The following is a 26,827-nucleotide window of genomic DNA, read 5'->3' as shown; positions in this document are numbered from 1 at the left end:
GTCGCGTAGGCTGGAGATGTTCCGCACGGGCGTAGCCCGGGTGGGACGGTTGACAACAACATAGGGGCTGATCGGTTTCGACGGTGGTCGTGCTTCGAGGAGAAGCGGGCCGAGGATGCAGACTTATCTCGTAAACGATGTCTGCAAACACATAGTTGCCGATAACTCGCGCAACGAGTTCGCCCTCGCCGCCTGAGCGAGCCCGAACTCCGTCGGCCTGGGAAATGCTTCCGTCCCAGTAGCCGGCGTCATCTAGGAAGCCACTGCTCGTAGCTCTCGTCATCGGGGCTGCGGGAACACTCAGATGACTGGGCCTGTCCGCGAACGTGTCTGCGCGAGTGCGGGGGCCGAGAAAATCCATAGCAGACTGCGCCCGGAGAAGTACTCGAAAAGCGTCACCGGACCCGGGTTCGATTCCCGGCAGCTCCACCCCTGTGTGAGCAGGCCCGCCTCTTCGGAGGCGGGCCTGCTGTTGTGTGGGGCGCAACTCTGCGCGGCCTACTGCTTCGCGCGATCTACTTCTTCGACAGGTCCGAAACCGGTATGGCCACCTCTCGTGACCGCAGGACGCCTGCGACCACCAGCACGGCCTCCTTGCCGGCCCACCCCGGTCGGACGGTCTTCACGATGCCCTCTGTGCCTCGTTCGGTGCTTGACGCCCCGGTGACCCTCACCAAGACGCCCGTGGCGATCCCGTCGCCCATAAGCCTGCTACCTTCTGTCGTCAGTTCGGGCCGGGCTGATCAGCTCACGTTCTTCCGATGATCGCTCAACTCGTTGGGGGAGAGAGCCTGCCAGTGGCTTTGTGGCGCGTCAAGGTAAATGACATAGATAAAAGTCGGCATTCATCGTTCGTTGATGTCGTGCATTTTCTTGCCCATCAGGCGCCATTTATGCAATTCTGCGACTCCGGTGAGTAATGTGTCGCTATTGCCGGGATTGTCGCTTCGGCGGGGGTCGCGGGCGGCGGGCTCGTGGCGGCTACTCGACGTCCTGTAGTGCCGACTGCACGGCGACCGTGTCGGCGCCGTACTTGCCGTCGGCGTAGCGCTGGATGCTGCCGTCGTCGTAGATGACGGTCGCCCAGACGTAGCCGTTCTCGATCCAGCCGCCGAGGCCGCCGAGGTCGCCGTACACCTCGTCCTGGAGCTTCTGCGCCTCAGGCTCCGACGTGTCGTCGCCGACTGCTCCCGCGTTGTCCGGATCGAGCCGGGGGTCGTGCGGGAGCGCGGGCGGGTCCGTCGGGGCCGTGGCCTCGGTGAGGTGGAAGATCTCGCCGTCCCAGGTGCCCTCCACTGTGTACTCGCCCCAGGTGGTGCCCTGTGCCGAGTCAGCGTCGACGGCGTCCCAGTCCCACCCGGCGATCTCCGGACCGCCGCACTGGGGCGGGAACGACTCGGCCACTCCGCCCAGGCAGAGCTCGGGCGGTCCGTCACCCTCTTGGAGGACCGTCGTGACGGCGGTCACCGGACCCGACGCCACTGGAGTGGGCGGCGCGGTCGCCGGCGACCCGCCCTGGGGTGCGCTGCTGCCCGACGCCGAGCCGGCCCGGTCCGCGCATGCGCAGGTACCGAGCAGCAGCGCGCCGGCCAGCCCGACGCCGAGGAGCTGACCTGGTGCTCGTAGCAGGTTCATACCCGGCATGTGTCGTCATGGCGACGGCGCTTGCAAGGCTGCCGAACCTGCAGTGCGGCCGTGATCACTGGCCATGGCGTCGAGCTGCGCGTCGGCGCGGGGGGGGGGCTGCCGGGTCGACGCGCTCCTGGTGGTGGGTGGATGCTGCGATGTCGGTTCTGCTGCTGGTTCTGCTGTGGGCGGAGAGGGCTCGTTCGACGAGCGATACGAACAGGTGTGCCATAGATTGATGGCATGACATCAGCCGGAGGTGCACCTGGAGCGGGCGAACTGCCCGCCGGCTCGGTGCTGCCCCTGGCTCGCGACGGAGCCGTCTCCGGGGGCGTTCCTGCGGTGGTGCGCGCGGCTGACGTGCGGGTGCTGCGGGAGTACCTGGCCGGGATGATCCTGCCAGGGGCTACCGACACCGACACCGACACCGACACCGACACCGACATCGACACCGACATCGACGCTGGCGTGGGTGCTGGCTCCGGCTCCGGCGGGCTGACGTCGCGGCGGGTGCAGGCGGAGTGGGTGGATCTGCTCGGTGAGCTGGAGGCGGTGAAGAACACGATCGCTGCGGTGCAGGGCAGGTTGGCGGTGGCGTTGGACGAGGCGACGAAGGCCGACGAGGCTGTGCAGGGTCTTCGGGTGGAGCGGCGTGGTCGTGGTGTGCCGAATCAGGTGGGTGCGGCGCTGCGGGTCAGTCCGCATGCCGGGGCTGGGTTCTTGGGGGCGGCGCGTGTGTGGGTCACGCAGATGCCGCATACCTTCGGCGCTCTGCGTACGGGGGTCCTGTCGCAGTGGCGTGCCACGTTGTTGGTGCGGGAGACGTCGCATCTGGGTGTGGAGGACCGGGCGCGGATCGATGAGGAGCTCTGCGGTCCCGCGCACCGGGTGGCCCTGGCGTCGATGGGGACGCGTCGGTTGGTCGCGCGGATCAAGGAGCTCGCGGGTCAGTTGGACGTGTACGCGTGTGTGAAGCGGAACGCGAAGGCGGTGGGTGAGCGGTGTGTCTCGGTGCGTCCGGCACCGGACCTGATGGTGTACCTGACCGCACTGGTACCTATGCAGCAGGGTGTCCAGGCGTATGCGCAGCTGAAGAAGCACGCCGAAGCAGCCAAAGCTGCGGGTGACGAGCGCGGGGCTGGGCAGATCATGGCCGACACCCTGATCGAACGAGTCACCGGCCGTGGACCGGGTCATGCTGACGACGTGCCGGTCACGCTCAATCTGCTGGTCTCCGACCAGACCCTGCTCGCAGGTGGTGACCAGCCGGGTGTGGTCATAGAGGGGATGTCCGTGGGCGCGGGCGTCGTCCCGGGCCCGGTGGCCCGGCATCTGGCCGCACAGGGGATCGACGCGGACGCGGCGTGGCTCCGCTCGATCTACGTCGACCCTCAGGGTCGGTTGCTGGCGACGACGTCGAGGGCGCGGTTCCATCCACCGGGTCTGGCGGATCTGTTGCGTGCCCGGGGGCAGGGGATCTGTGCGACGTCGTGGTGCGACGCCCCGGTACGGCATCTGGATCACGTCACCCCGCATGCCGAGGGCGGGGAGACCAGCCTCGCGAACGGGCAAGGCCTGTGTGCCCGGTGTAATCATGCGAAGCAGGCACCCGGGTGGCGGCAGAAGGCCACCGACGTCCACGGCCGACACGCGGTCGAGACGATCACACCGACAGGGCACACCTCTGTCTTCGTCGCGCCCGCACCACCGGAACCGGCCCGCGACACGGCGCCGGGGGACAGGTCCGTCTCCGTCGCGCCCACGTCACCAGAACCGGCTCGCGACACCGCACCGGGGTACACGTCCGTCTCCGGCGCGCCCGCACCAGCGGAACCGGCCATGGCACCCGAGCACACGCCGGTCGCACCCAGGCCCACTGACCCCGGACCGGAGGAGGCGCAGAATCGCCCCACGCACCCGGTACCGGCGTGGACCCCGGCGGTCGGCATGGGCAACCCCAGCGGACGCATCCCACGCAGCCGTTACACGATCGGCTGCGATACCCGCCCCGACCGAGGCGCCATCGCCTACCGGCCGCTCGGCCGGCGCGGGTCGACTCGCCCCAGGCGCCGACGGCGGCCTCGACCCGATCTTGTCTGGGCGGATCTACCCGGAGCTGGCTACCGCCGCGCGCCTACCTCCGCGGCGAGCACCGCTCCGCAGGGGCAGCCGAAGAGATCCTCCTGACGTCGGCAGCTGCTCACGAGACACTGGGGCGGTGCAGCACGACGACCAGGTCCTGTCCGGAGGGTTCGTCTCGACCGTGACGCGGCGGGGCGCCGAGGTGCACCGCTCGATGCCTGAGCGGCACGAGTACGTGCATGAGCTGCTGCGGTACCTCGCGGAGCAGGGCTGGAGCGGCGCGCCCCGGCTCCTGCGGGTCGAGCCGCCCGCGACCGAGGTGCTCAGCTACCTTGACGGCCTCAGCGGCGCCGATGACGGGGTCCGGCGGGCAGCGGCCAAGCCGTCCTGCCTGGCCGCGCTCGCCCGGCTAGTACGCGAGCTGCACGACCTGACCGCCGGCACCGCGCTCGCCGGAGACTCGGAGGTCGTGTGCCATCACGACATCGACCCGCGCAACACGGTGTTCCGGCACGGGGCGAGCGGCGTCGTGCCGGTCGCGTTCGTCGACTGGGACATCGCCGGCCCGGGCCGGCGGATCGAGGACGTGGCCCACCTGGTCTGGCAGTTCGTCCCGCTGGGGCCCGCCACCGACGTCGGCCGGGCGGCGCGCGCCCTCACGACGGTGTGCGACGCCTACGGGCCCTTGGACCGGTCCGAGCTCGTGCCGACGGCGCTCTGGTGGCAGCACCGGTGCGCGGACGGCATCGACGCGGGTGCCCGGGCCGGTGAACCAGCGATGGTGCGGCTCGCCGAGCTCGGTGTACCCGACGCCGTGCGGCAGCAAGCAGCCTGGACCACGGAGCACGCCGAGGAGCTCGCCCGGCTCCTGTGAAGCGTGACCGAGTGCGCTCCGGCCCCGTCGCTCGACGGCGCCCCGCGCCCGAGGCACACTGACAACGGCGCGGACACCGAGGTCCGTGAGCCGGAGCGGAAGGGCATCACATGGCCGACTACGCGGACGTCTACCGGCGCAGCCTCAGGGATCCCGAGGGGTTCTGGGGCGAGCAGGCCGCTCTTGTCTCCTGGTTCCGCAAGCCCACCCGGGTGCTCGACGCCGACAGTCCGCCGTTCTACCGCTGGTTCCCCGACGGCAGGCTGAACACCTGCTACAACGCTCTCGACCGGCATGTGATCGCGGGCCGGGGCGATCAGGCGGCGCTCATCTACGACAGTCCGGTCACCGGCAGATCCCGGACGATCACCTATGCGACGCTGCTGCAGGACGTCGCGGCGTTCGCCGGCGCCCTGCGCGACCTCGGCGTCGGGCAGGGCGACCGCGTGGTGATCTACATGCCGATGGTGCCGGAGGCCGTCGTCGCGATGCTGGCCTGCGCCCGGCTGGGCGCGGTGCACTCCGTGGTGTTCGGCGGGTTCGCCGCGAACGAGCTGGCACTGCGGATCGACGACGCGCAACCGAAGGTGGTGGTCTCGGCGTCCTGCGGCATCGAGCCGACCCGGGTGGTGGAGTACAAGCCGCTGCTCGACAAGGCCCTGGAGCTGGCCGACCACGAGCCGGCATCGTGCGTGGTGCTCCAGCGACCGCAGGCCGCCGCGACGCTCGTCGAGGGGCGGGACCTGGACTGGGCCACCGCCATGCACGCCGGACGCACCAATCCCGCGCCCTGCGCCGAGGTCGGGGCGACGGACCCGCTCTACATCTTGTACACGTCGGGCACCACGGGGAAGCCCAAGGGGATCCTGCGCGACAACGGCGGCCACGCCGTCGCGCTGGCCTGGTCAATGCGCAATGTCTACGACATCGGGGCAGGTCAGGTCTGGTGGACGGCGTCGGACGTCGGCTGGGTGGTGGGCCACTCGTACATCGTCTACGGGCCGCTGATCGCGGGCGCGACCTCCGTGCTGTACGAGGGCAAGCCGGTGGGCACGCCGGACGCGGGGGCCTTCTGGAGGGTGGTCGCCGAGCACGGCGTCGAGGCGCTGTTCACCGCGCCGACGGCGATCCGGGCCATCAAGAAGGAGGACCCCGAGGGGGTTCTCCTGGCCGGCCACGACACGTCGTCCCTGCGGCACCTGTTCCTCGCGGGGGAGCGGCTCGACCCCGGTACGTACGAGTGGGCGGGACACGTGCTCGGTGTGCCGGTGATCGACCACTGGTGGCAGACCGAGACCGGGTGGGCGGTCGTCGCCAACCTGCGCGGGCTCGACCCCATGCCGACCAGGCCCGGGTCACCGTCGGTCCCGGTGCCTGGCTTCGACGTGCAGGTGCTGCTCCCGGACGGCACCGTCGCGGCGCCCGGGCAGGAGGGGAGCCTCGCGATCCGGCTGCCGCTGCCGCCCGGCACCCTGCAGACGCTGTGGCGCGACGACGCACGGTACGTGGCGTCGTACCTCACCGCGTACGACGGCTACTACCTTTCCGGCGACGGCGGCTATGTGGACGACGACGGGTACGTGTACGTCATGGGACGGACCGACGACGTCATCAACGTGGCGGGGCACCGCCTGTCCACCGGGGCCATCGAGGGTGTGCTCGCAGCGCACCCCGCCGTGGCGGAGTGCGCGGTCATCGGCGCCGCCGACGCCCTCAAGGGTCAGGTCCCGCGCGGGTTCGTGGTGCTCAAGGCGGGCGCCGACCCCGAGGGTGTGGCGGCGGAGCTGGTCGCGGCGGTCCGCGAGGAGATCGGTCCGGTCGCGGCGTTCAAGGACGTCCAGGTGGTCGCCGGGCTGCCGAAGACCCGTTCGGGCAAGATCCTGCGGCGCACCATGCGTCAGCTGGCCGACGGCGAGCACCCGCAGGTGCCGTCGACCATCGAGGACCCGGCAGTGCTGACGGCGCTGGAGCCCGTCCTGCGGCGGGAGTGACATCTGTCATCCCCCGGCCGGGCATTCCTCCGGGCACAGTGGTGATAGGTGACACTTACCGGCGCGGCCGCGCCGTCCGAGGGTGGGGACATGAAGCGAATCCACTTCAGGTCCCCACATCCGTCACCGACTCGCTGCCGGGGCGTCGCCCTGCTGGCCGTGCTGGGCCTGGCCGGCGCACTCGCGGTGCCGGCGGCTGCCGACGTCCGGCCGGAGGGCGCCGAGCCCGGCGCCCGGTCCGGTGCCGAGCAGGCCGCGCAGGTCGAGTGGGGCCCGTGCCCCGAGGACGTCGCCACCGAGGCCGCATCCTACGTCCTGACCTGCGCCACGATCCCGGTACCGCTGGACTACTCCGACCCGGACGGCGAGCAGATCGAGCTCCAGCTCTCCCGGATGGCCAGCGAGAACCCGGCCGCGCGACGCGGCGTGCTGCTGCTCAACCCGGGCGGACCCGGCGGGTCCGGGCTCACCCAGCCGACGCTCCTGGCCTCCCAGGGCCTGCCCGGCAGCGTCCTGGACGCCTACGACCTGATCGGGATGGACACCCGGGGGGTGGGCCACTCGACCCGGCTGGACTGCGGGTTCGCGGCCGGCGGCGACTACTTCAGCAACATCCCCCCGTTCGCGGCCGACGACGCCGCGGTCGTCGAGCATGCGAAGGTCGTCGAGGCAGCGGCCGAGCAGTGCGCCGCCAACGACGAGAACGGTCTGCTCCGGCACGTGTCGACGGCCAACATGGCCCGTGACCTGGACAGCGTCCGGGCGGCGCTGGGTGAGGAGAAGGCCAGCTTCCTGGGCTACTCCTACGGTTCCGCGCTGGGCGCCGCGTACGCCTCCATGTTCCCCGAGTCGGTCGACCGGGTGGTGCTCGACAGCAACGTGGGCGACACGCACCTCGACCAGAAGGGCCTGCGCAGGTTCGCCCTGGGCATGGAGCAGACGTTCCCCGACTTCGCGAGGTGGGCGGCCGAGCGGCACGCCGCCTACGGCCTGGGCCGGACGCCGGCGCAGGTGCGGGCCGCCTACCTCGAGACCGCCGAGCGCCTGGACCGCGTCCCCGTGCAGGGGGTCGACGGCGCACTGTTCCGCCAGGTCGTCTTCGGCGGGCTCTACAGCGAGCGGACCTACGGCCGGACCGCGCAGACCTGGCAGGCCCTGCGGGACGGCGACGCCGCGGCCGCCCGGAGCCTGCTCGACACGGACCTCTTCGACAGCCCGGCGCCGGTCGCCGCAGACACCGAGGCGTCGCCGCTCTCCAACGCCCTGTCGGTGTTCCTTGCCACCACCTGCAACGACGTCGAGTGGCCCGAGGACGTCAGCACCTACCGCACGGCTGTGGCCGAGGACCGCAAGAAGTTCCCGCTGTTCGGTGCGGCGTCGGCCAACATCCTGCCCTGCGCCTACTGGACCGAGCCGATCGAGCCGCCCGTGCAGATCGCCGACGAGGGTGCGCGCAACGTGCTGATCCTGCAGAACCGTCGGGACCCGGTCACCCCGGTGGCCGGTGGTGAGCGGCTGCACGAGAAGTTCGGCGACCGGTCCCGGCTGGTGACCGTCGACGGCAGCGGCCACGGCGTCTACGTGCTCGGCGGCAACGCTTGTGCGCTGAACGTCGGGACGACCTACCTGGTCGAGGGTGAGATGCCGCGGCGGGACGTGTCCTGCCGAGCCGGCTGACGGACCCGGGGTGAGGGGGAGCGCGCGGTCCTCCGGGACCGCGCGCTCTCGCCGCGCTAGGGTGACGCCGTGCAACGCCCCGGAGACCCTGGCCTGGTCCCTGAGCCTGCGTCGACGCAGGTGTCGGGCGGCTCGGTGCTGCTCGAGGACGGCGCCCGGGTCGAGTCCGACCCCGTCCTCCGGCCGGCCGCACGCTGGTGGCGGCGTGTCACGGAGGAGGCCTTCGGCCTCGATCTCGTTCCCGCGGCGCCGGGCCGCGGCCCCGGAAACTGCGTCCGATTCGACCTCGCACCCGACCTGCCGGCCGGCGGGTACCGCATCGAGGTACGCCCGGCGGAGCGCCGTCCGGAGGCCGGCGGCTCGGTCCGGGTCCGGGCCGCCGACCTCGCCGGCGCGCATGCCGCCGCCCAGACGCTGCGTCAGCTCGCGGGCCCTGACGCGTACCGCCGCAGCGGCACCCGCCCGCTCGTGCTGCCGGTCGTGCACATCGAGGACCGTCCCCGCTTCGAGTGGCGTGGTGTGCTGCTCGACGTCGCCCGGCACTTCCTGCCGAAGCACGACGTGCTGCGGTTCATCGACCTCGCCGCCGCCCATCGGCTCAACGTGCTGCAGCTGCACCTCACCGACGACCAGGGCTGGCGTGTCCAGATCCACCGTTACCCCGAGCTCACGAGGACCGGGGCGTGGCGCCGTGAGTCCACCGTCGGCACCTGGCGCACCGGCTCGCGGGACGGCCGCCCGCACGGTGGCTTCTACACGCAGGACGACCTGCGCGAGATCGTCGGCTACGCCCGCGACCGAGGCATCACCGTGGTCCCCGAGATCGACGTCCCCGGTCACGTCGAGGCCGCCGTCGCCGCCTACCCGGAGCTCGGTACGCGCAAGGACCGCAGCGCCGTCCGCACCACGTGGGGCATCAGCCAGGATGTGCTCGACCCGTCCGAGGGTTCGCTCGCGTTCTTCCGGCACGTGCTCGACGAGGTGCTGGACGTCTTCGACACGCCCTGGATCGCCCTCGGAGGCGACGAGGTCCCGCCCACCCTCTGGCGCGAGTCGCCCTCCATCGTCGAGCGCGCGCGGTCGCTCGGTCTGGCCGATGTCGCCCAGCTGCACGGCTGGTTCGTCGCCCGGCTCGCGGAGCACGTGTCCGCCGCCGGCCGCCGCGCCGTCGTCTGGGACGAGGCGGTGTCGCCGATGCTGCCGCGCGACGTGATCGTGACGTCCTGGCGCGGCTACGCCCAGGGCGCGGCGGCGCTCGCGGCAGGGTACGACGTCGTCATGGCGCCTGAGCAGGCCGTCTACCTCGACCACCGGGCGGGGGAGCACCCGGCGGAGCCCATCCCCGTCGGCTTTCTGCGGACCGTGGAGGACGTGTACGCGTTCGAGCCCCTGCCCGCCGCGCTGACCCCGGCCTCCGCCAACCTCGCCGGCGTTCCGGGCCGGCTGCTCGGTACGCAGGCACAGGTCTGGACCGAGCACCTCGACAGCGCCCGGCGCGTCGACTACGCGACCTTCCCCCGGCTCGCGGCGTTCGCCGAGGTCGCCTGGTCGCCCCGGGCCGACCGCACGCAGGGCTCCGCCGCGTCGAAGGAGTTCCTGGACCGCCTCGAACGGCGGCACCTGCCCCGCCTCGACGCGTACGGCGTCGAGTACCGGCCGCTCGCCGGCCCGCACCCGTGGCAGACCCGGCCCGGGGTCGAGGGCTACCCGCGTGACCTGGCGGCGGAGACCGCCGTCGGCGGCTGGGCAGGGATCGGCGGCTGGCGCGAGGACGGCGGGGTCGAGAACCTGCCCACGGAGGAACCGGCGCCCGCGGATCCGGAGCGGGACGCATGACCGGCACGATCCTGATCCGCGGGGCCCGCGTGCCGCAGCCCGACGGGTCCCTGTCCGGGCTCCTGGACCTGCACGTCGTGCGGGGCAGGATCGCGGCGATCACCCGCGCGGGCACGGGCGACACCGTTCCGGGCACCGAGAGCTTCACCGGCCCGGACACGAGGATCCTCGACGCGGACGGTCGGGTGGCGATGCCCGGGTTCGTGGACGCGCACACCCACGCGGAGGCCGCCGTCTTCGAGCCGGAGGTGCAGCTCGCGATGCTGAGCCAGGGCATCACGACCGTCGTGACCGGGCAGGACGGCGTGTCGTTCGCCCCGACCGACAGCGCGACCTACGACTGGGCGAGCACGTACTTCGCCGCCATCGACGGGGCGCACCCCACGTTCTCCGGCGGCTCCGTCGCTGATCTCCTGGGCACCTATCACCGCACGGTTCCGGTGAACGTCGCGTACCTCGCCCCGCACGGGACCCTGCGGTACCGGGTGCTCGGGGCCGCGCAGCGGTCGGCGTCCGACGAGGAGGTGGCCGCGATGGTCGGGCTCCTGGAGCAGGCCCTGGACGACGGCGCCTGCGGCCTCTCGACCGGCCTCGAGTACGTGCCCGCCGCCTATGCCGACGAACGGGAGCTCGTCGCGCTCGCCAGGGTGGTCGCCGCCCGCCGGCTGCCGCACGTGAGCCACATGCGCGGGTACGAGGACCGGGGCGTCGAGGCGCTCGACGAGCTGATGCGGATCGCCCGCGCGTCCGACGCCGCGACGCACGTGTCCCACCTGCACGGCCCCGCGGGCGACCTCCTGGAGCATGTCGGGGGAGCGCGGGCCGGGGGCCGCGACGTCACCTACGATTCCTATCCCTACCTGCGCGGATGCTCCATCCTGTCGATGGTCACGCTCCCGACGTGGCTGCCCCTCGCCGACGCGCGCGCGACGGTCGACGCCCTGCGTGACCCCGCGGCCGCCGCGCGCCTCGCCGAGCACTTCGCGGGCCTCGACGACCTCTGGCCGCGCATCACCTTCGCCTCCGTCCCGGGCCTGGAGTGGGCGGAGGGCATGACCCTGCCCGACGTCGCCGCGCGGCTCGGGCGGTCGGCACCCGACACGGTGGTCGAGGTCCTGACGACCACCGCGCTGCGTGCGAGCTGCGTCTTCGCGCAGCCGCCGACCAACTCGCCCGAGTCCGTCCGTGCGCTGGCCGGGCACGAGGGGCATCTCGCCGGTTCGGACGCCATCTACTGGGGCGGCCGGCCGCACCCGCGCGGGTGGGGCGCGTTCGCCAGGCTGCTCGACGAGCACGTGCGGCGCGGCTCGTGGAGCTGGTGGGACGCCGCGGAGCACCTTTCGGCCCGCGCCGCGCGCCGCTTCGCGCTGGCGGACCGCGGCGCGACGGTGCCGGGCGCCGTCGCCGACATCGCGCTCGTCGACCCCGCCCGCGTCCGCGACGAGGCGACGTACGAGTCGCCACGCACGCCGGCGGTGGGTATCGAGGACGTGCTCGTCGGTGGCGTGCCGGTGCTCGCGGGCGGCCGGCTCACAGGCGCGACGCCGGGGCGCGGCCTGCGGCCGGCAGCCGCCTGATCCGTGTCCCGGACCGCGAGCGGACGCCGGACGTGTGCGCGCGGCGCCCGGGACACGGCAGGATGTGGGTGTGCTGCGCATCGATGACTCCACGTTCACCTGGCCCCTGCTGACGCTCGACGAGGCGGCGCTGGACCACAACATCTCGACGGTGGCGAACGCGTTCGCCGGGGCAGGCGTCGAGCATGCGCCGCACGTGAAGACGCACATGTCCCGCGAGATCTGGGAGCGCCAGGTCGCGGCCGGGGCCTGGGGAGCCACCGTGGCGACGCCCGCACAGCTGCGAACGGCGCTCGGCTGGGGCGTCCCGGGCGCCGGGCGTCGCGCCTTCCTCGCGAACGAGCTCGTCGACCCCCGCGACATCGCGTGGCTACGGGCCGCGCTCAGCGACGGCGACGGCGCCGGGGACCGGGCCGCTGACGAGGTATGGGTCTACGTGGACTCCGCACGCGGGGTCGACCTCCTCGCGGCAGGCTTCGCCGGCGCCGCCCCCGAGGTGACCGCCCGGCTGGGCGTGCTGGTGGAGCTCGGCGTCCCCGGCGGTCGTACGGGCGTCCGCACGGTGTCCGACGCCGTGGTGCTCGCGGTCGGTGTGAACGATGCCGGGCTCCGGCTGGCCGGTGTCGCGGGCTACGAAGGACCGGTCGCGGGCGGCACCAGCGCGGAGGAGCTCGAGGCCGTCGGCCGGTGGTGCGACGACCTGCGTGCGGTGGGCGCGCAGATCGGCGGGCTCGTCGGTGGGGCCACGGTGCTGAGCGCGGGCGGCAGTGCGTTCGCCGACGTCGTCACGCGGCATCTCGCCGTGCCGGTCCAGGACGCCACCGGCGCCGAGGTGCCGACCCGGGTGGTGCTGCGCTCGGGTGCCTACGTGACCCACGACCACGGCCACTACCTGCGGGCCGACCCCTGGACCCGGCTGGGCGCCGAGCCGCTGCGGCCCGCGATCACGGTGTGGGCCTCCGTGCTGTCCGCGCCGGAGCCCGGCCTGGTCATCTGCGGCATGGGCCGCCGGGACGTCTCGTTCGACATCGACCTTCCGACGCCCCTCGTCGTGCGCGCCGCCGACGCCGCCGGCCGGCTGGGCGCTGCCCGTGAGCTGACGGGCGTGCGCGTGACCGCGCTCAACGACCAGCACGCCTACCTCGCGATCGAGCCGGGGAACGACGGGCTGCTCGCGCCCGGTGATGTGGTCGGGTTCGGCATCTCGCACCCCTGCACCACCCTCGACAAGTACCGCACCGGCTTCGTGACCCGCGGCGACGAGGTCGCCGAGCAGATCACTCTCGACTTCTGACCAGCAGCTGACCGACCGCACGACCCGAGCAAGGAGCACCGATGACCGACAAGACCGCCATCTCCACCCCCGACGCCCCCGCCCCCGCGCACACGTTTCACCAGGGCGTGCGCAAGGGGCCGTTCGTGCAGGTCTCGGGGCAGGGCCCGGTGGACCCGGCGACGGGGGAGTACGTGCACCCCGGCGACGTCGCCGCGCAGACCACGCGCACCCTGGAGAACGTGCGGGCGATCGTCGAGGCCGGCGGTGCGACGTTCGACGACGTCGTGATGCTGCGGGTCTACCTCACGACGCGTGACGACTTCGCCGCCATGAACGAGGCCTACGGCGAGTTCGTGACGAAGCACTGCCCGGGCGGCGTGCTGCCGAGCCGCACCACGGTGATGGTGGGCCTGCCGCGCGAGGAGATGCTGGTGGAGATCGACGCGCTGGCGATCACCGGCTGAGCGGGGCGTTGTCCGCCGGCGCCGCGCCCGCCGGCGGGCAACGCTTGACCCCGCCCCTACGTGATGGTTCTGACTGGCATCATGAGGCTGATTCCCTTCGCGTACCTGTCGTCGTACCTGCTGTCCCTGCTGGGCAACTCGATAGCGGGGGTGGCGTTCCCGCTCATCGTCCTGCAGGTCACCGGGAGCGCGCTGAGCGCCGGCACGGTGGCCGCGGCGACCGCTGTACCCGCCGTGCTCGCCGGCCTGGTCATGGGCGTCGTGATCGACCGGATCAACCGCCGCACGTCGTCCGTCGTCACGGACCTGGTCTCGGCGGCCTCGGTCGCAGCTCTGCCCGTGGTCGACATGGTCTCGGGCCTGAACGTCGGGTGGTTCGTCCTGTTCGGGATCATCGGGTCGCTCGGTGACGTACCGGGCATGACCGCTCGCGATGCCCTGCTGCCGGCGATCGTGCGCCACGGCTCGATCAGCGCCGATCGGCTCATGGGCATCAGGGAAGGGCTCGGTGCGGTCGCCCTGCTCCTCGGGCCGGCGGCGGCCGGGACGCTGATGGTGCTCTTCGACGGTTCGACGGTGCTGTGGATCACCGCCGCGACGTCGCTCGCCGCGGCCCTGCTGACCCTCCTCATCCCGTACCGGGTGGGCGCCGTGGCGATCGTCAGTGGTGACGAGCCGGCCGGCGGCAGCTGGACGCAGCTTCGGGACGGCTGGCGGGTGCTGCTGCGCAGCCCGTTCCTGGTCGCCACGACCTTGCTCACCGTGGCGACGATGAGCGTGCTGGCGTCCTTGCAGGGCCTGGTCCTGCCCGTGTACTTCACGCAGATCGACCAGCCCGGGATGCTTGGATTCGTCCTGACGGCGCTTGCCGCCGGGATGCTGGTCGGCGCCGGGTTCTATGCCGTCGTCGGTGCGCGCGGGGGCAGGCGCCCGTGGTTCATCGCGGGGGTGGTCGGGACCACTGTCGGGTTCGGCGTCATCGCCACGCTGTCCTCGGTCTGGGTGGTCTTCGCCGGCGCCTTCGTGGTGGGGCTCGCCAGTGGCCTGTTCGGCAGCCTGATGGGCGTGCTCATGATCGAACGCATCCGCGAGGGGATGCGGGGACGGATCATGGGCACGCAGAATGCGGTCATGACTGCCGCACCGCCCGTCGGCCTCATGACGGCGGCCCTGCTCACCGAGTACATCGGTGTCGAGGTCGCTGCGTACGCCCTGGCCGGGATCGGGCTCGTCGCCGGTGTCCTGGGCCTCCTCGCCCGGTCGCTGCGGCATCTCGAGCCCGAGACGGAGCCCACGGGCGAGACCCAGCCGGCGGTCCGCAGTGCGTAGCGGGGAGCTGGCCCGCCTCGCCGGCGTCACGGTGCGGACCCTGCGGCACTACCACGAGGTCGGGGTGCTCGCGGAGCCCCGGCGGGACAGCAACGACTACCGCAACTACGACCTGCGCGACCTGGTCCGGCTGCTGCGCATCAAACGGCTGGCGGCGGTCGGCATCCCGCTCGAGCGCATGTCGGAGCTGCTCGACGACGCGGGCGGCGGGAGCGCCGGGGATGGCGACGCGGGGGCGCTCCTGGACGAGCTGGACGCCGAGCTGGTCGCGCAGATCGACCAGCTGACCAGACGGCGTGCGGTGATCGCGCAGCTGCGTGATCACCGCGCCGCGCCCGACGTCCCGCCGGAGCTGGCGCCGTTCTTCGCCGTCTGGGCGACGTCGGGAATCTCGCCGGAGCTGATCAGGGCCGACCGGGAGCACTCGGTGCTCCTGGCCCACCTGCTGGGAGAAGAGGCGATGCCTCAGCTCGCGCACTTCTACGAACGGATGAGCGACCCCACCATGATCCAGGTCGTCAGCGCGTTCGCCGAGCAGTTCGGCAGCCTCGGAGCGGGCAGCACCGAACAGGACATCTCGTCGGTCGTCGACAGCTTCGGAACGGCGTTCGGAGGCCTGATCGCCGAGTTCGCCGACCATGAACTGCTCGACGTCGGCGCCTCGTCCCCGCTGCTCAGCGAGTACACGGCCGAGCTGCTCAACGATCAGCAGCGGCAGGCGATGGAACGGATCGAGGCCCGGTTCGCGGACCGGTAGGCAGGGCTCGACCAGTCAGGCTCGACCGGTCAGGGCTCGACGGGCTCCGGTTCGGCGACGATCGGCCCCGGGCCGGAAGGCCGGTTCCTGGCGATCTGCCTGCGGACGCCGACCACCACGAGCAGCACCACACCGGCCAGCGCGAGCCAGGGGATGATCGCGCCGAGCACCAGGACGAACACGTTGAACGTGCTCACCAGGGCGCTCCACCCGGCGGACAGTCCGCCGAGGAAGCCGCCCGGCTCCGCCTGCGCCGCCGGGGAGCTCTCCGCGACGATCTCCACGTGCAGGGTGGACATCGCCACCTCGTCGGAGAGCCGGTTCCTCTCGGAGACCCGGGAGTCCAGCTCCGCCTGCCGTGTGGCGAGCTCCGCCTCGATCTCGATGAGGTCGGCGGTGCGGTCGGCCTCGGCCATGAGCTCGCGCAGCCGGTCGGTCGACGTGCGCAGTGCGGCGATACGGGCGTCGAGGTCCTGTGCGGTGCCGGTGACGTCCAGCGTCTCGACGTGGCGGTCACGCACCTCGCCGAGCTTGTCGAGCGCGTCCAGCGTCGCGGAGACGCGGTCGGCGGGGATCCGGAGCGTCATCGACGCGCTGCCCGGCTCCTCGGCGGTCTCCGCGCGCTCGTCGCGCGCCTCGACGCGGCCACCCGCGCCCTCGACGAGGTCGGCGATCTGCTCGGCGGCTTCGAACGGGTCCTCCACGGCGAGCGTCGCGTTGCCCGTGGTGATGAGCTCACGGTTGACGGCTTCCTCTGGCGCCTCGGCGAGGCCGACGGCGCCGGCCGCGTCGGCGACGGTGCCCTCGGCCGAGCCCGGGGTGGCGACCTCCGCACGTGCCCCGTCGCCCGCGTCGGCTGCGCCGGACTCGCTCGCGCCACCTCCGGAGCAGGCGGCGAGGGAGACCGCGAGGGTCCCTCCGACGACCGCTGCCAGGAGGGTTTGGGCGAGTCGGCGCAGGGGCGTGCCCGCGTCCCCCCTGGCTGACCGGTTGCGCTTCATGGGACGAGCGTAGGAGGCCGGTAGGGCAGGAACGCTTCCCACCTGAGAACTGTGATCCCTTTGTGAACTTGTGGGCCCGGTGACCCGATTTTTCTTCGGTTTTGCGCTGTTTTTGATCACGCTGCGGTCACGCCGTGCCCGGCACGGCCGGGTACGGCAGGCTCAGATTCGTCAGGCACATGAAGTAATCCGGATACGGCGGCGGAGTGCATCCATCAGTCAGGGCCAACGTGACCCAGGTAACAGTCTTGTTACGGGTCATACCGGGCGATGGACATCGACTCTGTTAAGGAGGTCTACTAACAAACATGGCGACGCAGACAGAACGCAGCGGCACCGGGCAAGGGCTCGGCGCACGGTTGCGCGCGACGTCCAAGGTGCTCCCCGAGCACGCCAGGGCACACAACCGGTCCCTGGTGCTCCAGCACCTCTTCCACGAGGGGCCCACCTCCCGGGCCGACCTCGCACGAGCGACCTCGCTCACCCGCGTCACGATCTCGGACCTGGTCTCGGTGCTCATCACCGAGGGCCTGGTGGAGGAGCTCGGCACGCGACCCGGCCAGCGCGTCGGCAAGCCCGCGATCCTCGTGGGCCTGCGCACGGACGCCTACCAGATTGTGGCCGTCGACCTCACGGAGTTCGGCCGCATGCGCGGCGCCGTCCTCAGCCTCACCGGCGAGATCGTGGTGCGCCGCCAGCTCGACATCGACGGACGCACGGGCGATGAGCTCGTCGACCTGCTCACCCGCTTCGTCCGCCGGCTCGTGGCCGCGGCGAACCACCCGGTGATCGGCGTCGGCGTCGGCTCGCCCGGCATCATCGACCTGGACGGACGAGTCGTCGAGGCGCCCAACCGCGGCTGGTACGACGTGCCGCTCGCCGAGATCCTGGGTGACCGCATGGGCCTGCCCGTGCACGTGGCGAACGACGCCAACACGGCGGCGCTCGGCGAGTTCACCTACGGCGGTGGCAGCTCCGGCATGCTCGTGGTCACGGTGGGTGCCGGTGTCGGTGCGGGCGTGGTGGTCGACGGCGTGCGCGTGCACGGCCAGGGCGACGCCGCGGGCGAGATCGGCCACGTCACCGTCGTCGACCACGGTGAGTGCGCCTGCGGCCGGGTCGGCTGCCTCGAGACCGTCCTGTCCGTGCCGGCGCTGCGGCGCGCGGTCGCGGACAAGAACACAGAAGATTCCGACGCCGCACTGGCGTCGGCAGGCCGGGTGCTGGGCGTGACCCTTGCCCCGGTCGTCAGCGCGCTCAACCTCACGGAGGTGCTGCTGAGCGGTCCACGCGACCTGCTCGACGGCCCCCTGCGCGAGGCCGCGCTGGACACCATCCGTCAGCGCACCATGCCGGCCATCAACTCCGGCCTGCAGCTGCGGATGGCCGCACTCGACGAGGACGTGGTGCTGGCGGGTGCCGCCGTCCTCGTGCTTTCCGCCCAGCTGGGGGTCTCGTGAGCAGCACTGCGCACGTGTGGGCGGCGGGCATCCCATCGAGCTTCCACTCGATCCATCACCCTGCACCACCGCGACACAACGTCGTATCCCGGGAGGAATTCACACGTGAACAGAAACCGACTTGTCGGCGCCGCGGCGTCGGCGATGACCCTGACCCTCGCGCTCAGCGCGTGCGGTAGCGCGGGCGACGCGGCGACCGCCGAGGAGACCGGACCCGGCGAGGTCCGGGTCTGGCTCGTCGGCACCGACACGCCAGAGGAAGCGCGCGACTACCTCAAGACGACCTTCGAGGAGGAGAACCCCGGCAGCACCCTCGTCATCGAGGAGCAGGCCTGGGACGGCCTGGTCGACAAGTACACGACGGCGCTGTCCGGCTCGGACGCCCCCGACGTGGTCGAGATCGGCAATACCCAGGCGGCCGCGTTCACCTCGGCGGGCTACTTCCGCGAGATCACCGCCGACGAGTTCGAGACCCTGGGCGGCAGCGACCTGCTCCCGGGCTTCGTCGAGGCGGGTGACTGGGAGGGCAAGCACTACGCCCTGCCGTACTACTCGGGCTCACGCGTGGTCTTCTACTCCAAGCAGGTCCTGGGCGACACCCCGGTGCCGACCACGCTCGACGAGTACGTCGAGACCGCCGTCGACCTGCGTACCGACGACCTGTCCGGCGTCTACTGGCCCGGCCAGGACTGGTACAACGCCCTGCCCTTCATCTGGGAGAACGGCGGCTACATCGCCGAGCAGGCCGAGGACGGCACGTGGGACGCCGGCTTCTCCTCCGAGGGCGGGCTCGCCGGCCTCGAGCAGATCCAGACGATCATGACCGAGGGCAACAACGCCCCGTCCGACGCGCAGGAGACCGACCTGCAGGTGCCGTTCTGCGAGGGCAAGGTCGCCTTCCTCTCCGCGCCGAGCTGGATCCAGTGGTCCATCAACGCCCCCGAGGAGCCCGAGGAGCCCGAGGGCGTCCCGGGCTGCGCCTCGACGTACGGCAAGGACCTCGAAGGCCTCGCCCTGCCGGGCAAGGACGGCGGCGCCGCGCAGGTGTTCGCCGGTGGCTCCAACATCGCCATCGCGCAGAAGTCGGCCCGTCCGGACCTCGCGATGAGCGCCTACGAGATCCTGCTCAGCGACGAGTACCAGTCGATCCTCGCGGGCATCGGCCTCTTCCCGGCCAAGACCTCGCTCTTCGAGCAGGTCGACCAGAAGACGTCGATCGGCAAGGCCGCCGCTGAGGCTGCCGCCAACGCCAAGCTGACCCCGGCGTCCCCGAAGTGGGCCGACGTCGAGTCCAAGATGCTGCTGCAGAGCGCCTTCACGAAGATCGCCTCCGGCGAGGACGTGAAGACCGTGGCCGAGAAGCTCGACGCGGACATCGAGGAGATCCTCAACAGCTGACGCGAGTCAGCACAACCTCCCGTCCCGCCCGGATGCGACACCAGACACCCGGGCGGGACGGGACACCACTGCCCGCTGGGGCGCCCTCGCCCGACCCCTGAGGAAGACGGACATGAGCCTTCTCGCGGACGTTCCCGCGCCTCCGACGTCACCCCGCCAAGAGATCCGGCAGCCGAGCCGGAAGCCCTTCCTGCCGTGGCTCCTGCTCTCGGCTGCCATGGTCATCCTCGGCGTGCTGACCGGCTTCCCCCTCGTTCGCCTGGTCCTGATGTCGTTCCAGGAGTACGAGCGGGCCCAGCTGATGGGCCAGCCCGCCTCGTGGGTCGGGTTCGACAACTACACGACGATCCTGACCGACGTCGACGGATTCTGGCCCGTGCTGGCCCGCAGCTTCGTGCTCATGGTCGTGCTGGTGGCCGTCACGATCACGCTCGGCATGCTCGTGGCCCTGCTCATGATGCGGGTCGGCAAGGGGCTGCGGCTCCTCATGTCGATAGGCCTGCTGCTGGCCTGGGCCATGCCGTCGCTGGCCGCGACCACGGTGTGGGGCTGGCTCTTCGACACCCAGTACGGCGTGATCAACAACCTGCTCACCGCGATCACCGGGGACCGGTGGTTCGGCTACTCCTGGCTGCTCGACCCGTTGTCCTTCTTCGTGATCGTGGCGTGCATCGTCGTGTGGGGTGCCGTGCCGTTCGTCGCGTTCACGCTGTACGCGGGCCTGACGCAGATCCCGGAGGAGGTCATCGAGGCCGCTCAGCTCGACGGCGCGAGCGCGTTCCAGCGCTTCCGGCTCATCCAGGTGCCCTACGTGCGCACCATCATCACGGTGCTCGTGGTGCTGTCGATGATCTGGGACCTGAAGCTCTTCACGCAGGTCTTCGTGCTGCAGGACATCGGCGGTGACCGCGAGCTGACCAGCACCATCGGCGTCTACATCTACCAGACGGGCATGGCCCAGGGACACTACGGCCTGGCGAGCGCGATCGGCGTCATCTTCGTGATCGTGATGCTGGCCATCGCCTACCCCTATGTGCGGCGCACGCTGCGGGAGGAAGAGCTGTGATCAAGATCCGCAAGCGACTCGCCGACACCGGTTTCGGTGCCCTGGCCATCGCCGTCTTCGTGTTCTCCGCGTTCCCGGTGTACTGGATGGTCAGCACGTCGTTCCTGCCGAACAACCGGATCCGGGGCGAGAACCTCGCGTTCTTCCCGACGCCGGACGTGTTCACGCTGGACAACTACCGTGCGGCGATCTTCAACGCACGAGCGCCGTTCGCGCCCGCCGTGGCGAACTCGATCGGGGTCACGTTCCTGACCCTGGTGATCGCCCTGGTCGTCGGGTTCGTGGCCGCGCTCGCCCTCACCCGGTTCCAGTTCAAGGGCCGCCGGACGTTCATCGTCCTGATCCTCGTTGTCCAGATGATCCCCGGAGAGGCGATGATCATCTCGTTGTTCCGGATCATCGACGGCTGGCAGCTGCTCAACACGATCATCGGCCTGACGCTCGTGTACGCGGCGGGAGTCCTGCCGTTCACCATCTGGACGTTGCGCGGCTTCGTCAACGGTGTACCCAAGGAGCTGGAGGAGGCGGCGATGATCGACGGGTGCTCCCGGGCCGGCGCGTTCTGGCGGGTCACCTTCCCGCTGCTCGCCCCGGGTCTGGTCGCCACCGGCGTGTTCGCGTTCATCCAGGCGTGGAACGAGTTCGTCACGGCGCTGGTGATCATGCAGCGACCCGAGGCGATGACCCTGCCGCTCTGGCTGCGTACGTTCGTGCAGGCCACGCAGGCCACCAACTGGGGAGCGGTCATGGCGGCGTCGGTGCTCATCGCGATCCCCGCGGTGATCTTCTTCCTGATCGTGCAGGGCCGGATGACCGGTGGTCTGGTGTCCGGCGCGGTGAAGGGCTGATGGTCAGCAGGTCCGGTACAGGCGCGTCCAGCCAGGACGAGTCCAGCAAGGGAAAGGTCGGGATGGGAACGGTCGGCAAGGGGAAGGGGAGTGCCCGGTCCGAGTCCGGGCGGGTGCCCGAGTACACGGTCGGTCTCGACATCGGTGGGACGAAGATCCTCGGCGCGCTCCTCGACCCGGAGGGCGAGGTGGTCGGCACGGTACGGCGGGCCACCGTGCACGGCGCCGACGGGCTCGTCACGGGTGCGGCACGGGCGGTGCGGGACGTCGTCGCGTCGGGCGGGGTGGAGCTTGCGGCTCTGGCCGGCGTCGGACTGGGTATCCCCGGCATCGTCGACCACCGGTCCGGCACGGTGAAGCACGCGGTCAACCTCGGCGTGCACGACGAAGAGCTCCCGCTCGCCGAGCTGCTGTCCGCCGAGCTGGGCGGGGTGCCGGTCGTGGTCGAGAACGACCTCAACGTGGCCGCCGTCGGCGCGGCGCACGTGCTGGAGCGCTCGGGTGACCGGGCCGGCGGGGCGCGTGACCACGAGGACCTCGCGTTCCTCGCGCTGGGCACCGGGCTCGCCTCCGGTCTGGTGCTCGACGGGCAGCTGCGGCGCGGCGTGAGCGGCGCGGCCGGCGAGATCGGCCACATCCCCGTGGATCCGCTCGGGCCCGAGTGCACCTGCGGGCAGCGCGGCTGCCTGGAGCGGTTCGCGTCGGGCAAGGCGCTGGAGGCGGCGTGGCCGTCCCGGCACGGCAAGCCGTCACCCGTGGAGCTGTTCGAGGCGGCGCGTGCGGGTGACGAGCAGGCGATAGTGGTCAAGGACAGGTTCGCCTCCGCGACGGCGTCGGCCGTACGGCTGCTGGTGCTGACCACCGACGTGCGCCACGTGGTGCTCGGCGGTGGTGTGGCGCAGCTGGGCACGGAGCTGCTGGACGCGGTGCAGGACGCCCTGCGGGAGCAGGCCAAGGCTTCGCCGTTCCTCGGGTCGCTCAAGCTGGCGGACCGGGTCCAGCTCGCGCCGACGCACGTTCCGGTCGCGGCGGTGGGCGCCGCCGTCCTGGGAAGGAGAAGCTGATGGAGGTAGTGATCGCGCCCTCGGCCGAGCTCGCCCGGCTGGCGGCGGACGCCATCGAGGGCCTGCTGCGGGCCCGGCCCGAGACCGTCCTGGGGCTCGCCACCGGGTCGTCCCCCCTCGCGGTGTACGACGAGCTGGCGCGCCGGCACAAGGAAGGGCTCTCGTTCGCGCGGACCCGGGCGTTCATGCTCGACGAGTACGTGGGGCTGCCCGCCGACCACCCGGAGCGGTACCGCAACGTGATCGAGAAGGAGTTCGCCTCCCGCGTCGACCTCGCACCCGGTGCGGTGCAGGGGCCCGACGGTCTCGCCGCGGACCTTCCGGCCGCCTGCGCCGCCTACGAGGCGAGCATCGCGGACGCCGGTGGCGTCGACCTGCAGATCCTCGGCATCGGCACGGACGGGCACATCGCGTTCAACGAACCGGGCTCGTCGCTCGCGTCCCGCACGCGGATCAAGACCCTGACGAGACAGACCCGCGAGGACAACGCGCGGTTCTTCGGCGGGTCCGTCGACGACGTGCCCCGGCACTGCCTCACGCAGGGCCTGGCCACGATCATGTCGGCACGCCACCTCGTGCTGCTGGCCACCGGGCGCGCCAAGGCCGAGGCGGTGCACCAGCTGGTGGAAGGACCGATCTCGGCGATGTGGCCCGCGACCATCATGCAGCTGCACCCGCACGCCACCGTGCTGGTCGACGACGCGGCGGCGTCCCGCCTGCAGCTCGCCGACTACTACCGGCAGACCTACGCCGACAAGCCGGACTGGCAGGGACTCTGACCGCCGGGCGTGACCGTCACAGGTAGTTGCCCGCCACCGGAGCGGGCTTCCACCGGCCCGACGTCGCCACGTCCGTGACCCGGTCGGTGGTCAGGCCGTCGGGGCCGTGCTCCAGGATCGAGCGGCGGGCCACCTCGCGCAGGTCGGCGCCCGTCGCACCGTCGAGGTACGAGGCCACCAGGGCGACGTCGACCGGGGTCTCGGGCGGCAGGAAGAGCCGCAGGATCTCGGTGCGCCCCGCCAGATCGGGCGGCGGCACCTCGATGATGGTGTCGAACCGTCCGGGGCGCTTGACGGCCGGGTCCAGGGCCTCGGGGTCGTTCGTCGTGGCAACGGTCAGGACGTCGTCCGAGCTGCGGGTGCCGTCGAGGGCGTCGAGGAACTCGGCGAACGACGTGTCCCCGCGTGATCCCTTGGAGGCCACGGAGTCGATCTCCTCGAGCACGACGAGGCACGGGCCCAGGCCGCGGATCTCCTCGTACAGCTCGGTCATCCAGGTGCGCAGCACCTCCGCGGTGACGAGTACCACCGTGAGTGGTCCGGCGAGCTCCGTGGCGATCACCCGGGTCAGCTTCGTCTTGCCGACGCCCGGCTTGCCCGCCAGCAGCAGCCCTCGCGACGTCGTGTGGCCCAGGGCCCGCAGGGCGTCCCGGCGCGTGGTGACGCTGGAGCAGAACAGGTCGACCTCGTGCCACAGGTCGGCGGGCAGCACGACGTCGCCGCGCACCTGCACGGTGTGCTTGACCGGGGTCAGCTCGACGGCGCCGGTCGATGCCCGCGCCGACAGCACCCCGCCGCGGTAGGGGTGCTCGTCCTCCAGCGTGCGGGTCAGGTCCGCGAGGACCTGCTCGGCGAGTGCCAGACCGCCCGGCGTGGTGAAGGCGGTGACCGTCGGCGTCCCGTACCGGTAGGCCACCTCGACGGCCACCGGCGCCTCGTACGCGGAGCCGGCGGGGAAGAGGACGGTGGCCACGGCGGGCACGCTCACGGAGGTGCCGTTGCCGAGGTCGAGCGCCGCCCGCTGGGGCGCTCCGCCCGGGCCGAACACGGCGACGTCGTCCGGGTGGCGCTCGATCCAGCGCTGGAGCGCGTAGGCGTGCAGCCGCTGCAGGGTGCGCGACATGTCGCGCGAGACGTTGACCAGCACGCTCTCGTCGATGTCCCACGCGCGGGCGAGCCACTCGCTCGACGAGCGCGGGTCCTTGGGGCGTTCGGGGATGGTGCGGCCGAGCATGGCGGCGACGGCGGCCACCGCGCGGCGTGCGTCCTCGTCGTTGTCGCCGAAGTCGGGCCAGACGGGTTCGGGCAGGTCTGCGGTCAGGGTGGTGGCCAGGGTGTCGGCGAGGTCGGAGGCGGCGCCGTCGTCGGGCAGGGTGAGGCTCCTCTCAGGGCGGGGATGTGACATGCAGACAGTTATAGCCGTGGTCACCGACACCACCGCAAGGCTTTCCGCGGCTCGGTCCTCTCGCCGTACCTCCGGACCTGCCTCGGGGCGTGTCCCGCTGGAGTGGCTGTCGGTGGTCCCGCGTAGACTTCTCGCCATGACCGAACCACTCTCGAACCCGCAGGACGAGCCCAGTACGCAGGGCGGTACGAGCGTCCTCGAGCGCGAGGAGACCCGGGAGGAGACCGAGCCCGGAGACCACGAGCGCTTTGCGCACTATGTGCGCAAGGAGAAGATCATGCAGTCCGCCATGAGCGGCAAGCCCGTGATCGCGCTCTGCGGCAAGGTGTGGGTCCCGGGCCGGGACCCGGGCAAGTTCCCGGTCTGTCCCCGGTGCAAGGAGATCTACGAGGGTCTCCGTGACCCGCAGGACGGCGGCGAGGGCGACTCCTCGAAGTGACGAGCCAGCCGCAGCAGCTGCCCCACACACCGTCGTCTGCGGCCGCTTCGTCGCTCAGCCCTGCCTTTCCACGCCGCGCCCCCTGGGGCACGGCGTCGAGTCTGCGCGCCTGGCAGGCGGAGGCCCTGGAGCTCTACCGCGAGAAGAACCCGCGGGACTTCCTGGCCGTCGCCACCCCGGGCGCGGGCAAGACGACGTTCGCGCTCCGCATCGCCACCGAGCTCCTCGAGCAAGGCGTGGTCCGGCGGGTCACGGTCGTGGCACCCACCGAGCACCTGAAGACCCAGTGGGCCGACGCCGCCGCGCGTGTCGGCATCCGCATCGACCCGCACTTCAAGAACTCGCAGGGCCGGCACGGCGCGCACTACGACGGCGTCGCGCTCACCTACGCGCAGGTGGCGGCCAAGCCGGCGCTGCACCGCGCCCGCACGGAGGCGGCGCCGACGCTCGTGATCCTGGACGAGGTGCACCACGGCGGTGACGCGCTGAGCTGGGGTGACGCCGTCCGCGAGGCCTTCGAGGTGGCGGACCGCCGGCTGGCGCTCACCGGCACCCCGTTCCGCAGCGACACGTCCGCCATCCCGTTCGTGGAGTACGAGCCCGACGCCGAGGGCATCCGCCGGTCGAAGGCCGACTACACCTACGGTTACGGCGAGGCCCTGCGCGACCACGTGGTCCGGCCCGTGCTGTTCATGTCCTACGCGGGCGACATGCGCTGGCGGACCAAGATGGGTGACGAGGTCAGCGCCCGCCTCGGCGAGGCCATGACCAAGGACATGACCGGCCAGGCGTGGCGCACGGCGCTCGACCCGGAGGGGCAGTGGATCCCGTCGGTGCTCTCGGCCGCGGACAAGCGCCTCACCGAGGTGCGCCGCACGGTGCCCGACGCCGGCGGCCTGGTCATCGCCACCGACCAGGACAACGCCCGCGCCTACGCCAAGCACCTGCACGAGATCACCGGCAAGCGCCCCACCGTCGTCCTGTCGGACGACGAGGGCGCGTCCGGCCGCATCGAGGAGTTCGCGCAGAGCGAGGACCGCTGGATGGTGGCGGTGCGGATGGTGTCGGAAGGCGTCGACGTGCCGCGCCTCGCCGTCGGTGTGTACGCCACGAGCGCCTCGACCCCGCTGTACTTCGCGCAGGCGATCGGCCGGTTCGTGCGCGCCCGCAAGCGCGGCGAGACGGCGTCGATCTTCCTGCCGAGCGTCGCGCCGCTGCTGAACCTGGCAGGCACGATGGAGCAGGAGCGCGACCATGCGCTCGACCGTCCGCGCACGGCCGAGGAGCAGGGCATCGACTACGACCCGGAGGCCGCGCTCCTCGCGGAGGCCAACCGGGAGGAGAAGGCGTCGAGCGAGCTGACCCAGGGGTCGTTCCAGGCGCTGGACGCCCAGGCGTCGTTCGACCGTGTCCTCTTCGACGGCGGCGAGTTCGGCACCAGCGCCGACCTCGGCTCCGTGGAGGAGCAGGACTTCCTCGGCCTGCCCGGCCTGCTGGAGCCCGACCAGGTGGCGACGCTGCTGCGCCAGCGGCAGGCGGACCATCTCAAGGCTCGCGGGGGAGCGCCGACCGCCCGCGAGGTGGAGGTCGAGCGGTCGGAGCAGGAGCACCGCCGTGCGGCCGAGCTGCGCAAGGAGCTGTCCAAGCTCGTCTCGGCGTGGGCCAAGCGGAGCGGCCAGCCGCACGGCATGGTGCACAACGAGCTGCGCCGTACCTGCGGCGGGCCGGAGGTACCCCTCGCGACCGCCGACCAGCTCGCCGCCCGCGTGGCCCAGGTCCGACGCTGGTTCGTCGGGCAGAAGTAGAGAACGAGGATCCGCATGTTGAGACAAGGTGCCACCTTGGCCCTGTTCGTACCGCCGAGGTGGGTTTACTGGC

General features: G+C 71.6%; 21 protein-coding genes and 1 other RNA gene. 19 read left to right on the top strand and 3 right to left on the bottom strand.

Annotation, left to right across the window (positions count from 1 at the left end; all coding sequences use genetic code 11):
• Nucleotides 1-63: 63 nt before the first annotated feature.
• Nucleotides 64-432, top strand: a transfer-messenger RNA (tmRNA) gene (gene ssrA, locus LUU90_RS07275).
• A gap of 549 nt (nucleotides 433-981) precedes the next feature.
• On the opposite strand, the gene LUU90_RS07270 is transcribed toward ssrA, so the two are convergent.
• Nucleotides 982-1,635, bottom strand: coding sequence for a hypothetical protein (locus LUU90_RS07270; protein ID WP_275002685.1), 654 nt, complete (start codon nucleotides 1,633-1,635; stop codon nucleotides 982-984).
• A 381-nt stretch (nucleotides 1,636-2,016) separates the two neighbouring features.
• Between LUU90_RS07270 and LUU90_RS07265 the strand changes: the two genes are divergently transcribed.
• From LUU90_RS07265 to LUU90_RS07220, 10 genes are all read left to right on the top strand, one after another.
• Nucleotides 2,017-3,813, top strand: a complete 1,797-nt coding sequence (locus LUU90_RS07265; protein WP_425596210.1) for an HNH endonuclease — start codon at nucleotides 2,017-2,019, stop codon at nucleotides 3,811-3,813.
• 31 nt (nucleotides 3,814-3,844) lie between these two features.
• Nucleotides 3,845-4,582 (top strand): phosphotransferase, encoded by a 738-nt coding sequence (locus tag LUU90_RS07260; protein ID WP_275002683.1) that lies wholly within the window; start codon nucleotides 3,845-3,847, stop codon nucleotides 4,580-4,582.
• A gap of 110 nt (nucleotides 4,583-4,692) precedes the next feature.
• Complete coding sequence (locus tag LUU90_RS07255) at nucleotides 4,693-6,573, top strand: propionyl-CoA synthetase (protein ID WP_275002682.1); 1,881 nt, start codon at nucleotides 4,693-4,695, stop codon at nucleotides 6,571-6,573.
• A gap of 90 nt (nucleotides 6,574-6,663) precedes the next feature.
• A complete protein-coding gene (locus LUU90_RS07250) occupies nucleotides 6,664-8,250 on the top strand; it encodes an alpha/beta hydrolase (protein WP_275002681.1) in 1,587 nt (528 codons plus the stop codon).
• Between the two features lie 69 nt (nucleotides 8,251-8,319).
• Nucleotides 8,320-10,086: a beta-N-acetylhexosaminidase gene (locus LUU90_RS07245; RefSeq protein ID WP_275002680.1), complete on the top strand. Its 1,767-nt coding sequence runs from the start codon at nucleotides 8,320-8,322 to the stop codon at nucleotides 10,084-10,086.
• On the top strand, nucleotides 10,083-11,663 hold the full coding sequence (locus LUU90_RS07240) for an N-acyl-D-amino-acid deacylase family protein (protein WP_275002679.1): 1,581 nt from the start codon (nucleotides 10,083-10,085) through the stop codon (nucleotides 11,661-11,663). Before LUU90_RS07245 ends, LUU90_RS07240 begins: the two co-directional genes overlap by 4 nt.
• A gap of 70 nt (nucleotides 11,664-11,733) precedes the next feature.
• Nucleotides 11,734-12,957 carry an alanine racemase gene (locus LUU90_RS07235; protein WP_275002678.1) on the top strand — a complete coding sequence of 408 codons (1,224 nt, stop codon included), beginning with the start codon at nucleotides 11,734-11,736 and terminating at the stop codon, nucleotides 12,955-12,957.
• A 41-nt stretch (nucleotides 12,958-12,998) separates the two neighbouring features.
• A complete protein-coding gene (locus LUU90_RS07230; protein ID WP_275002677.1) occupies nucleotides 12,999-13,403 on the top strand; it encodes a RidA family protein in 405 nt (134 codons plus the stop codon).
• Nucleotides 13,404-13,484: 81 nt separating this feature from the next.
• A complete protein-coding gene (locus tag LUU90_RS07225; RefSeq protein WP_275002676.1) occupies nucleotides 13,485-14,732 on the top strand; it encodes an MFS transporter in 1,248 nt (415 codons plus the stop codon).
• Nucleotides 14,725-15,489 carry a MerR family transcriptional regulator gene (locus LUU90_RS07220; protein WP_275002675.1) on the top strand — a complete coding sequence of 255 codons (765 nt, stop codon included), beginning with the start codon at nucleotides 14,725-14,727 and terminating at the stop codon, nucleotides 15,487-15,489. Before LUU90_RS07225 ends, LUU90_RS07220 begins: the two co-directional genes overlap by 8 nt.
• Nucleotides 15,490-15,518: 29 nt before the next feature.
• On the opposite strand, the gene LUU90_RS07215 is transcribed toward LUU90_RS07220, so the two are convergent.
• A complete protein-coding gene (locus LUU90_RS07215; RefSeq protein ID WP_275002674.1) occupies nucleotides 15,519-16,490 on the bottom strand; it encodes a DUF4349 domain-containing protein in 972 nt (323 codons plus the stop codon).
• Nucleotides 16,491-16,798: 308 nt separating this feature from the next.
• On the opposite strand from LUU90_RS07215, the gene LUU90_RS07210 reads away from it, so the two are divergent.
• The 6 genes from LUU90_RS07210 (at nucleotide 16,799) to nagB (ending at nucleotide 23,105) form a co-directional block, all read left to right on the top strand.
• Nucleotides 16,799-17,950 carry an ROK family transcriptional regulator gene (locus tag LUU90_RS07210; protein WP_275002673.1) on the top strand — a complete coding sequence of 384 codons (1,152 nt, stop codon included), beginning with the start codon at nucleotides 16,799-16,801 and terminating at the stop codon, nucleotides 17,948-17,950.
• Between the two features lie 105 nt (nucleotides 17,951-18,055).
• Entirely contained in the window at nucleotides 18,056-19,348 is a 1,293-nt protein-coding gene (locus LUU90_RS07205; RefSeq protein ID WP_275002672.1) for an extracellular solute-binding protein, read from the top strand.
• 112 nt (nucleotides 19,349-19,460) lie between these two features.
• Nucleotides 19,461-20,414 (top strand): carbohydrate ABC transporter permease, encoded by a 954-nt coding sequence (locus LUU90_RS07200; protein WP_275002671.1) that lies wholly within the window; start codon nucleotides 19,461-19,463, stop codon nucleotides 20,412-20,414.
• On the top strand, nucleotides 20,411-21,262 hold the full coding sequence (locus tag LUU90_RS07195) for a carbohydrate ABC transporter permease (protein WP_275002670.1): 852 nt from the start codon (nucleotides 20,411-20,413) through the stop codon (nucleotides 21,260-21,262). Before LUU90_RS07200 ends, LUU90_RS07195 begins: the two co-directional genes overlap by 4 nt.
• Nucleotides 21,262-22,326, top strand: coding sequence for an ROK family protein (locus LUU90_RS07190; RefSeq protein ID WP_275002669.1), 1,065 nt, complete (start codon nucleotides 21,262-21,264; stop codon nucleotides 22,324-22,326). Before LUU90_RS07195 ends, LUU90_RS07190 begins: the two co-directional genes overlap by 1 nt.
• Nucleotides 22,326-23,105, top strand: a complete 780-nt coding sequence (gene nagB / locus LUU90_RS07185; RefSeq protein WP_275002668.1) for a glucosamine-6-phosphate deaminase — start codon at nucleotides 22,326-22,328, stop codon at nucleotides 23,103-23,105. Before LUU90_RS07190 ends, nagB begins: the two co-directional genes overlap by 1 nt.
• 16 nt (nucleotides 23,106-23,121) lie before the next feature.
• On the opposite strand, the gene LUU90_RS07180 is transcribed toward nagB, so the two are convergent.
• Nucleotides 23,122-24,510: an AAA family ATPase gene (locus LUU90_RS07180; protein WP_275002667.1), complete on the bottom strand. Its 1,389-nt coding sequence runs from the start codon at nucleotides 24,508-24,510 to the stop codon at nucleotides 23,122-23,124.
• A 136-nt stretch (nucleotides 24,511-24,646) separates the two neighbouring features.
• Here LUU90_RS07180 and LUU90_RS07175 point away from each other — a divergent pair, with 136 nt between their 5' ends.
• Both LUU90_RS07175 and LUU90_RS07170 read left to right on the top strand, forming a co-directional pair.
• The gene (locus LUU90_RS07175) at nucleotides 24,647-24,949 is read left to right on the top strand and encodes a DUF3039 domain-containing protein (protein ID WP_275002666.1); all 303 of its coding nucleotides are present in this window, start codon (nucleotides 24,647-24,649) and stop codon (nucleotides 24,947-24,949) included.
• On the top strand, nucleotides 24,946-26,754 hold the full coding sequence (locus LUU90_RS07170; RefSeq protein ID WP_275002665.1) for a DEAD/DEAH box helicase: 1,809 nt from the start codon (nucleotides 24,946-24,948) through the stop codon (nucleotides 26,752-26,754). Before LUU90_RS07175 ends, LUU90_RS07170 begins: the two co-directional genes overlap by 4 nt.
• Nucleotides 26,755-26,827: the final 73 nt, after the last annotated feature.

The sequence above is a fragment of the Promicromonospora iranensis genome (genome assembly GCF_028994775.1).
Taxonomy (GTDB): domain Bacteria; phylum Actinomycetota; class Actinomycetes; order Actinomycetales; family Cellulomonadaceae; genus Promicromonospora; species Promicromonospora iranensis_A.
Note: the sequence above shows the minus strand (reverse complement) of the source record. Positions and strands in the feature narration are given on the sequence as shown.

Bases quoted from the DNA above. Each gene is read 5' to 3' on its own strand.
- LUU90_RS07270 (WP_275002685.1), bottom strand. From the start codon at position 1,635: ATGAACCTGCTACGAGCACCAGGTCAGCTCCTCGGCGTCGGGCTGGCC.
- LUU90_RS07265 (WP_425596210.1), top strand. From the start codon at position 2,017: ATGATCCTGCCAGGGGCTACCGACACCGACACCGACACCGACACCGAC.
- LUU90_RS07255 (WP_275002682.1), top strand. From the start codon at position 4,693: ATGGCCGACTACGCGGACGTCTACCGGCGCAGCCTCAGGGATCCCGAG.
- LUU90_RS07250 (WP_275002681.1), top strand. From the start codon at position 6,664: ATGAAGCGAATCCACTTCAGGTCCCCACATCCGTCACCGACTCGCTGC.
- LUU90_RS07240 (WP_275002679.1), top strand. From the start codon at position 10,083: ATGACCGGCACGATCCTGATCCGCGGGGCCCGCGTGCCGCAGCCCGAC.
- LUU90_RS07230 (WP_275002677.1), top strand. From the start codon at position 12,999: ATGACCGACAAGACCGCCATCTCCACCCCCGACGCCCCCGCCCCCGCG.
- LUU90_RS07225 (WP_275002676.1), top strand. From the start codon at position 13,485: ATGAGGCTGATTCCCTTCGCGTACCTGTCGTCGTACCTGCTGTCCCTG.
- LUU90_RS07215 (WP_275002674.1), bottom strand. From the start codon at position 16,490: ATGAAGCGCAACCGGTCAGCCAGGGGGGACGCGGGCACGCCCCTGCGC.
- LUU90_RS07210 (WP_275002673.1), top strand. From the start codon at position 16,799: ATGGCGACGCAGACAGAACGCAGCGGCACCGGGCAAGGGCTCGGCGCA.
- LUU90_RS07200 (WP_275002671.1), top strand. From the start codon at position 19,461: ATGAGCCTTCTCGCGGACGTTCCCGCGCCTCCGACGTCACCCCGCCAA.
- LUU90_RS07190 (WP_275002669.1), top strand. From the start codon at position 21,262: ATGGTCAGCAGGTCCGGTACAGGCGCGTCCAGCCAGGACGAGTCCAGC.
- nagB (WP_275002668.1), top strand. From the start codon at position 22,326: ATGGAGGTAGTGATCGCGCCCTCGGCCGAGCTCGCCCGGCTGGCGGCG.
- LUU90_RS07180 (WP_275002667.1), bottom strand. From the start codon at position 24,510: ATGTCACATCCCCGCCCTGAGAGGAGCCTCACCCTGCCCGACGACGGC.
- LUU90_RS07175 (WP_275002666.1), top strand. From the start codon at position 24,647: ATGACCGAACCACTCTCGAACCCGCAGGACGAGCCCAGTACGCAGGGC.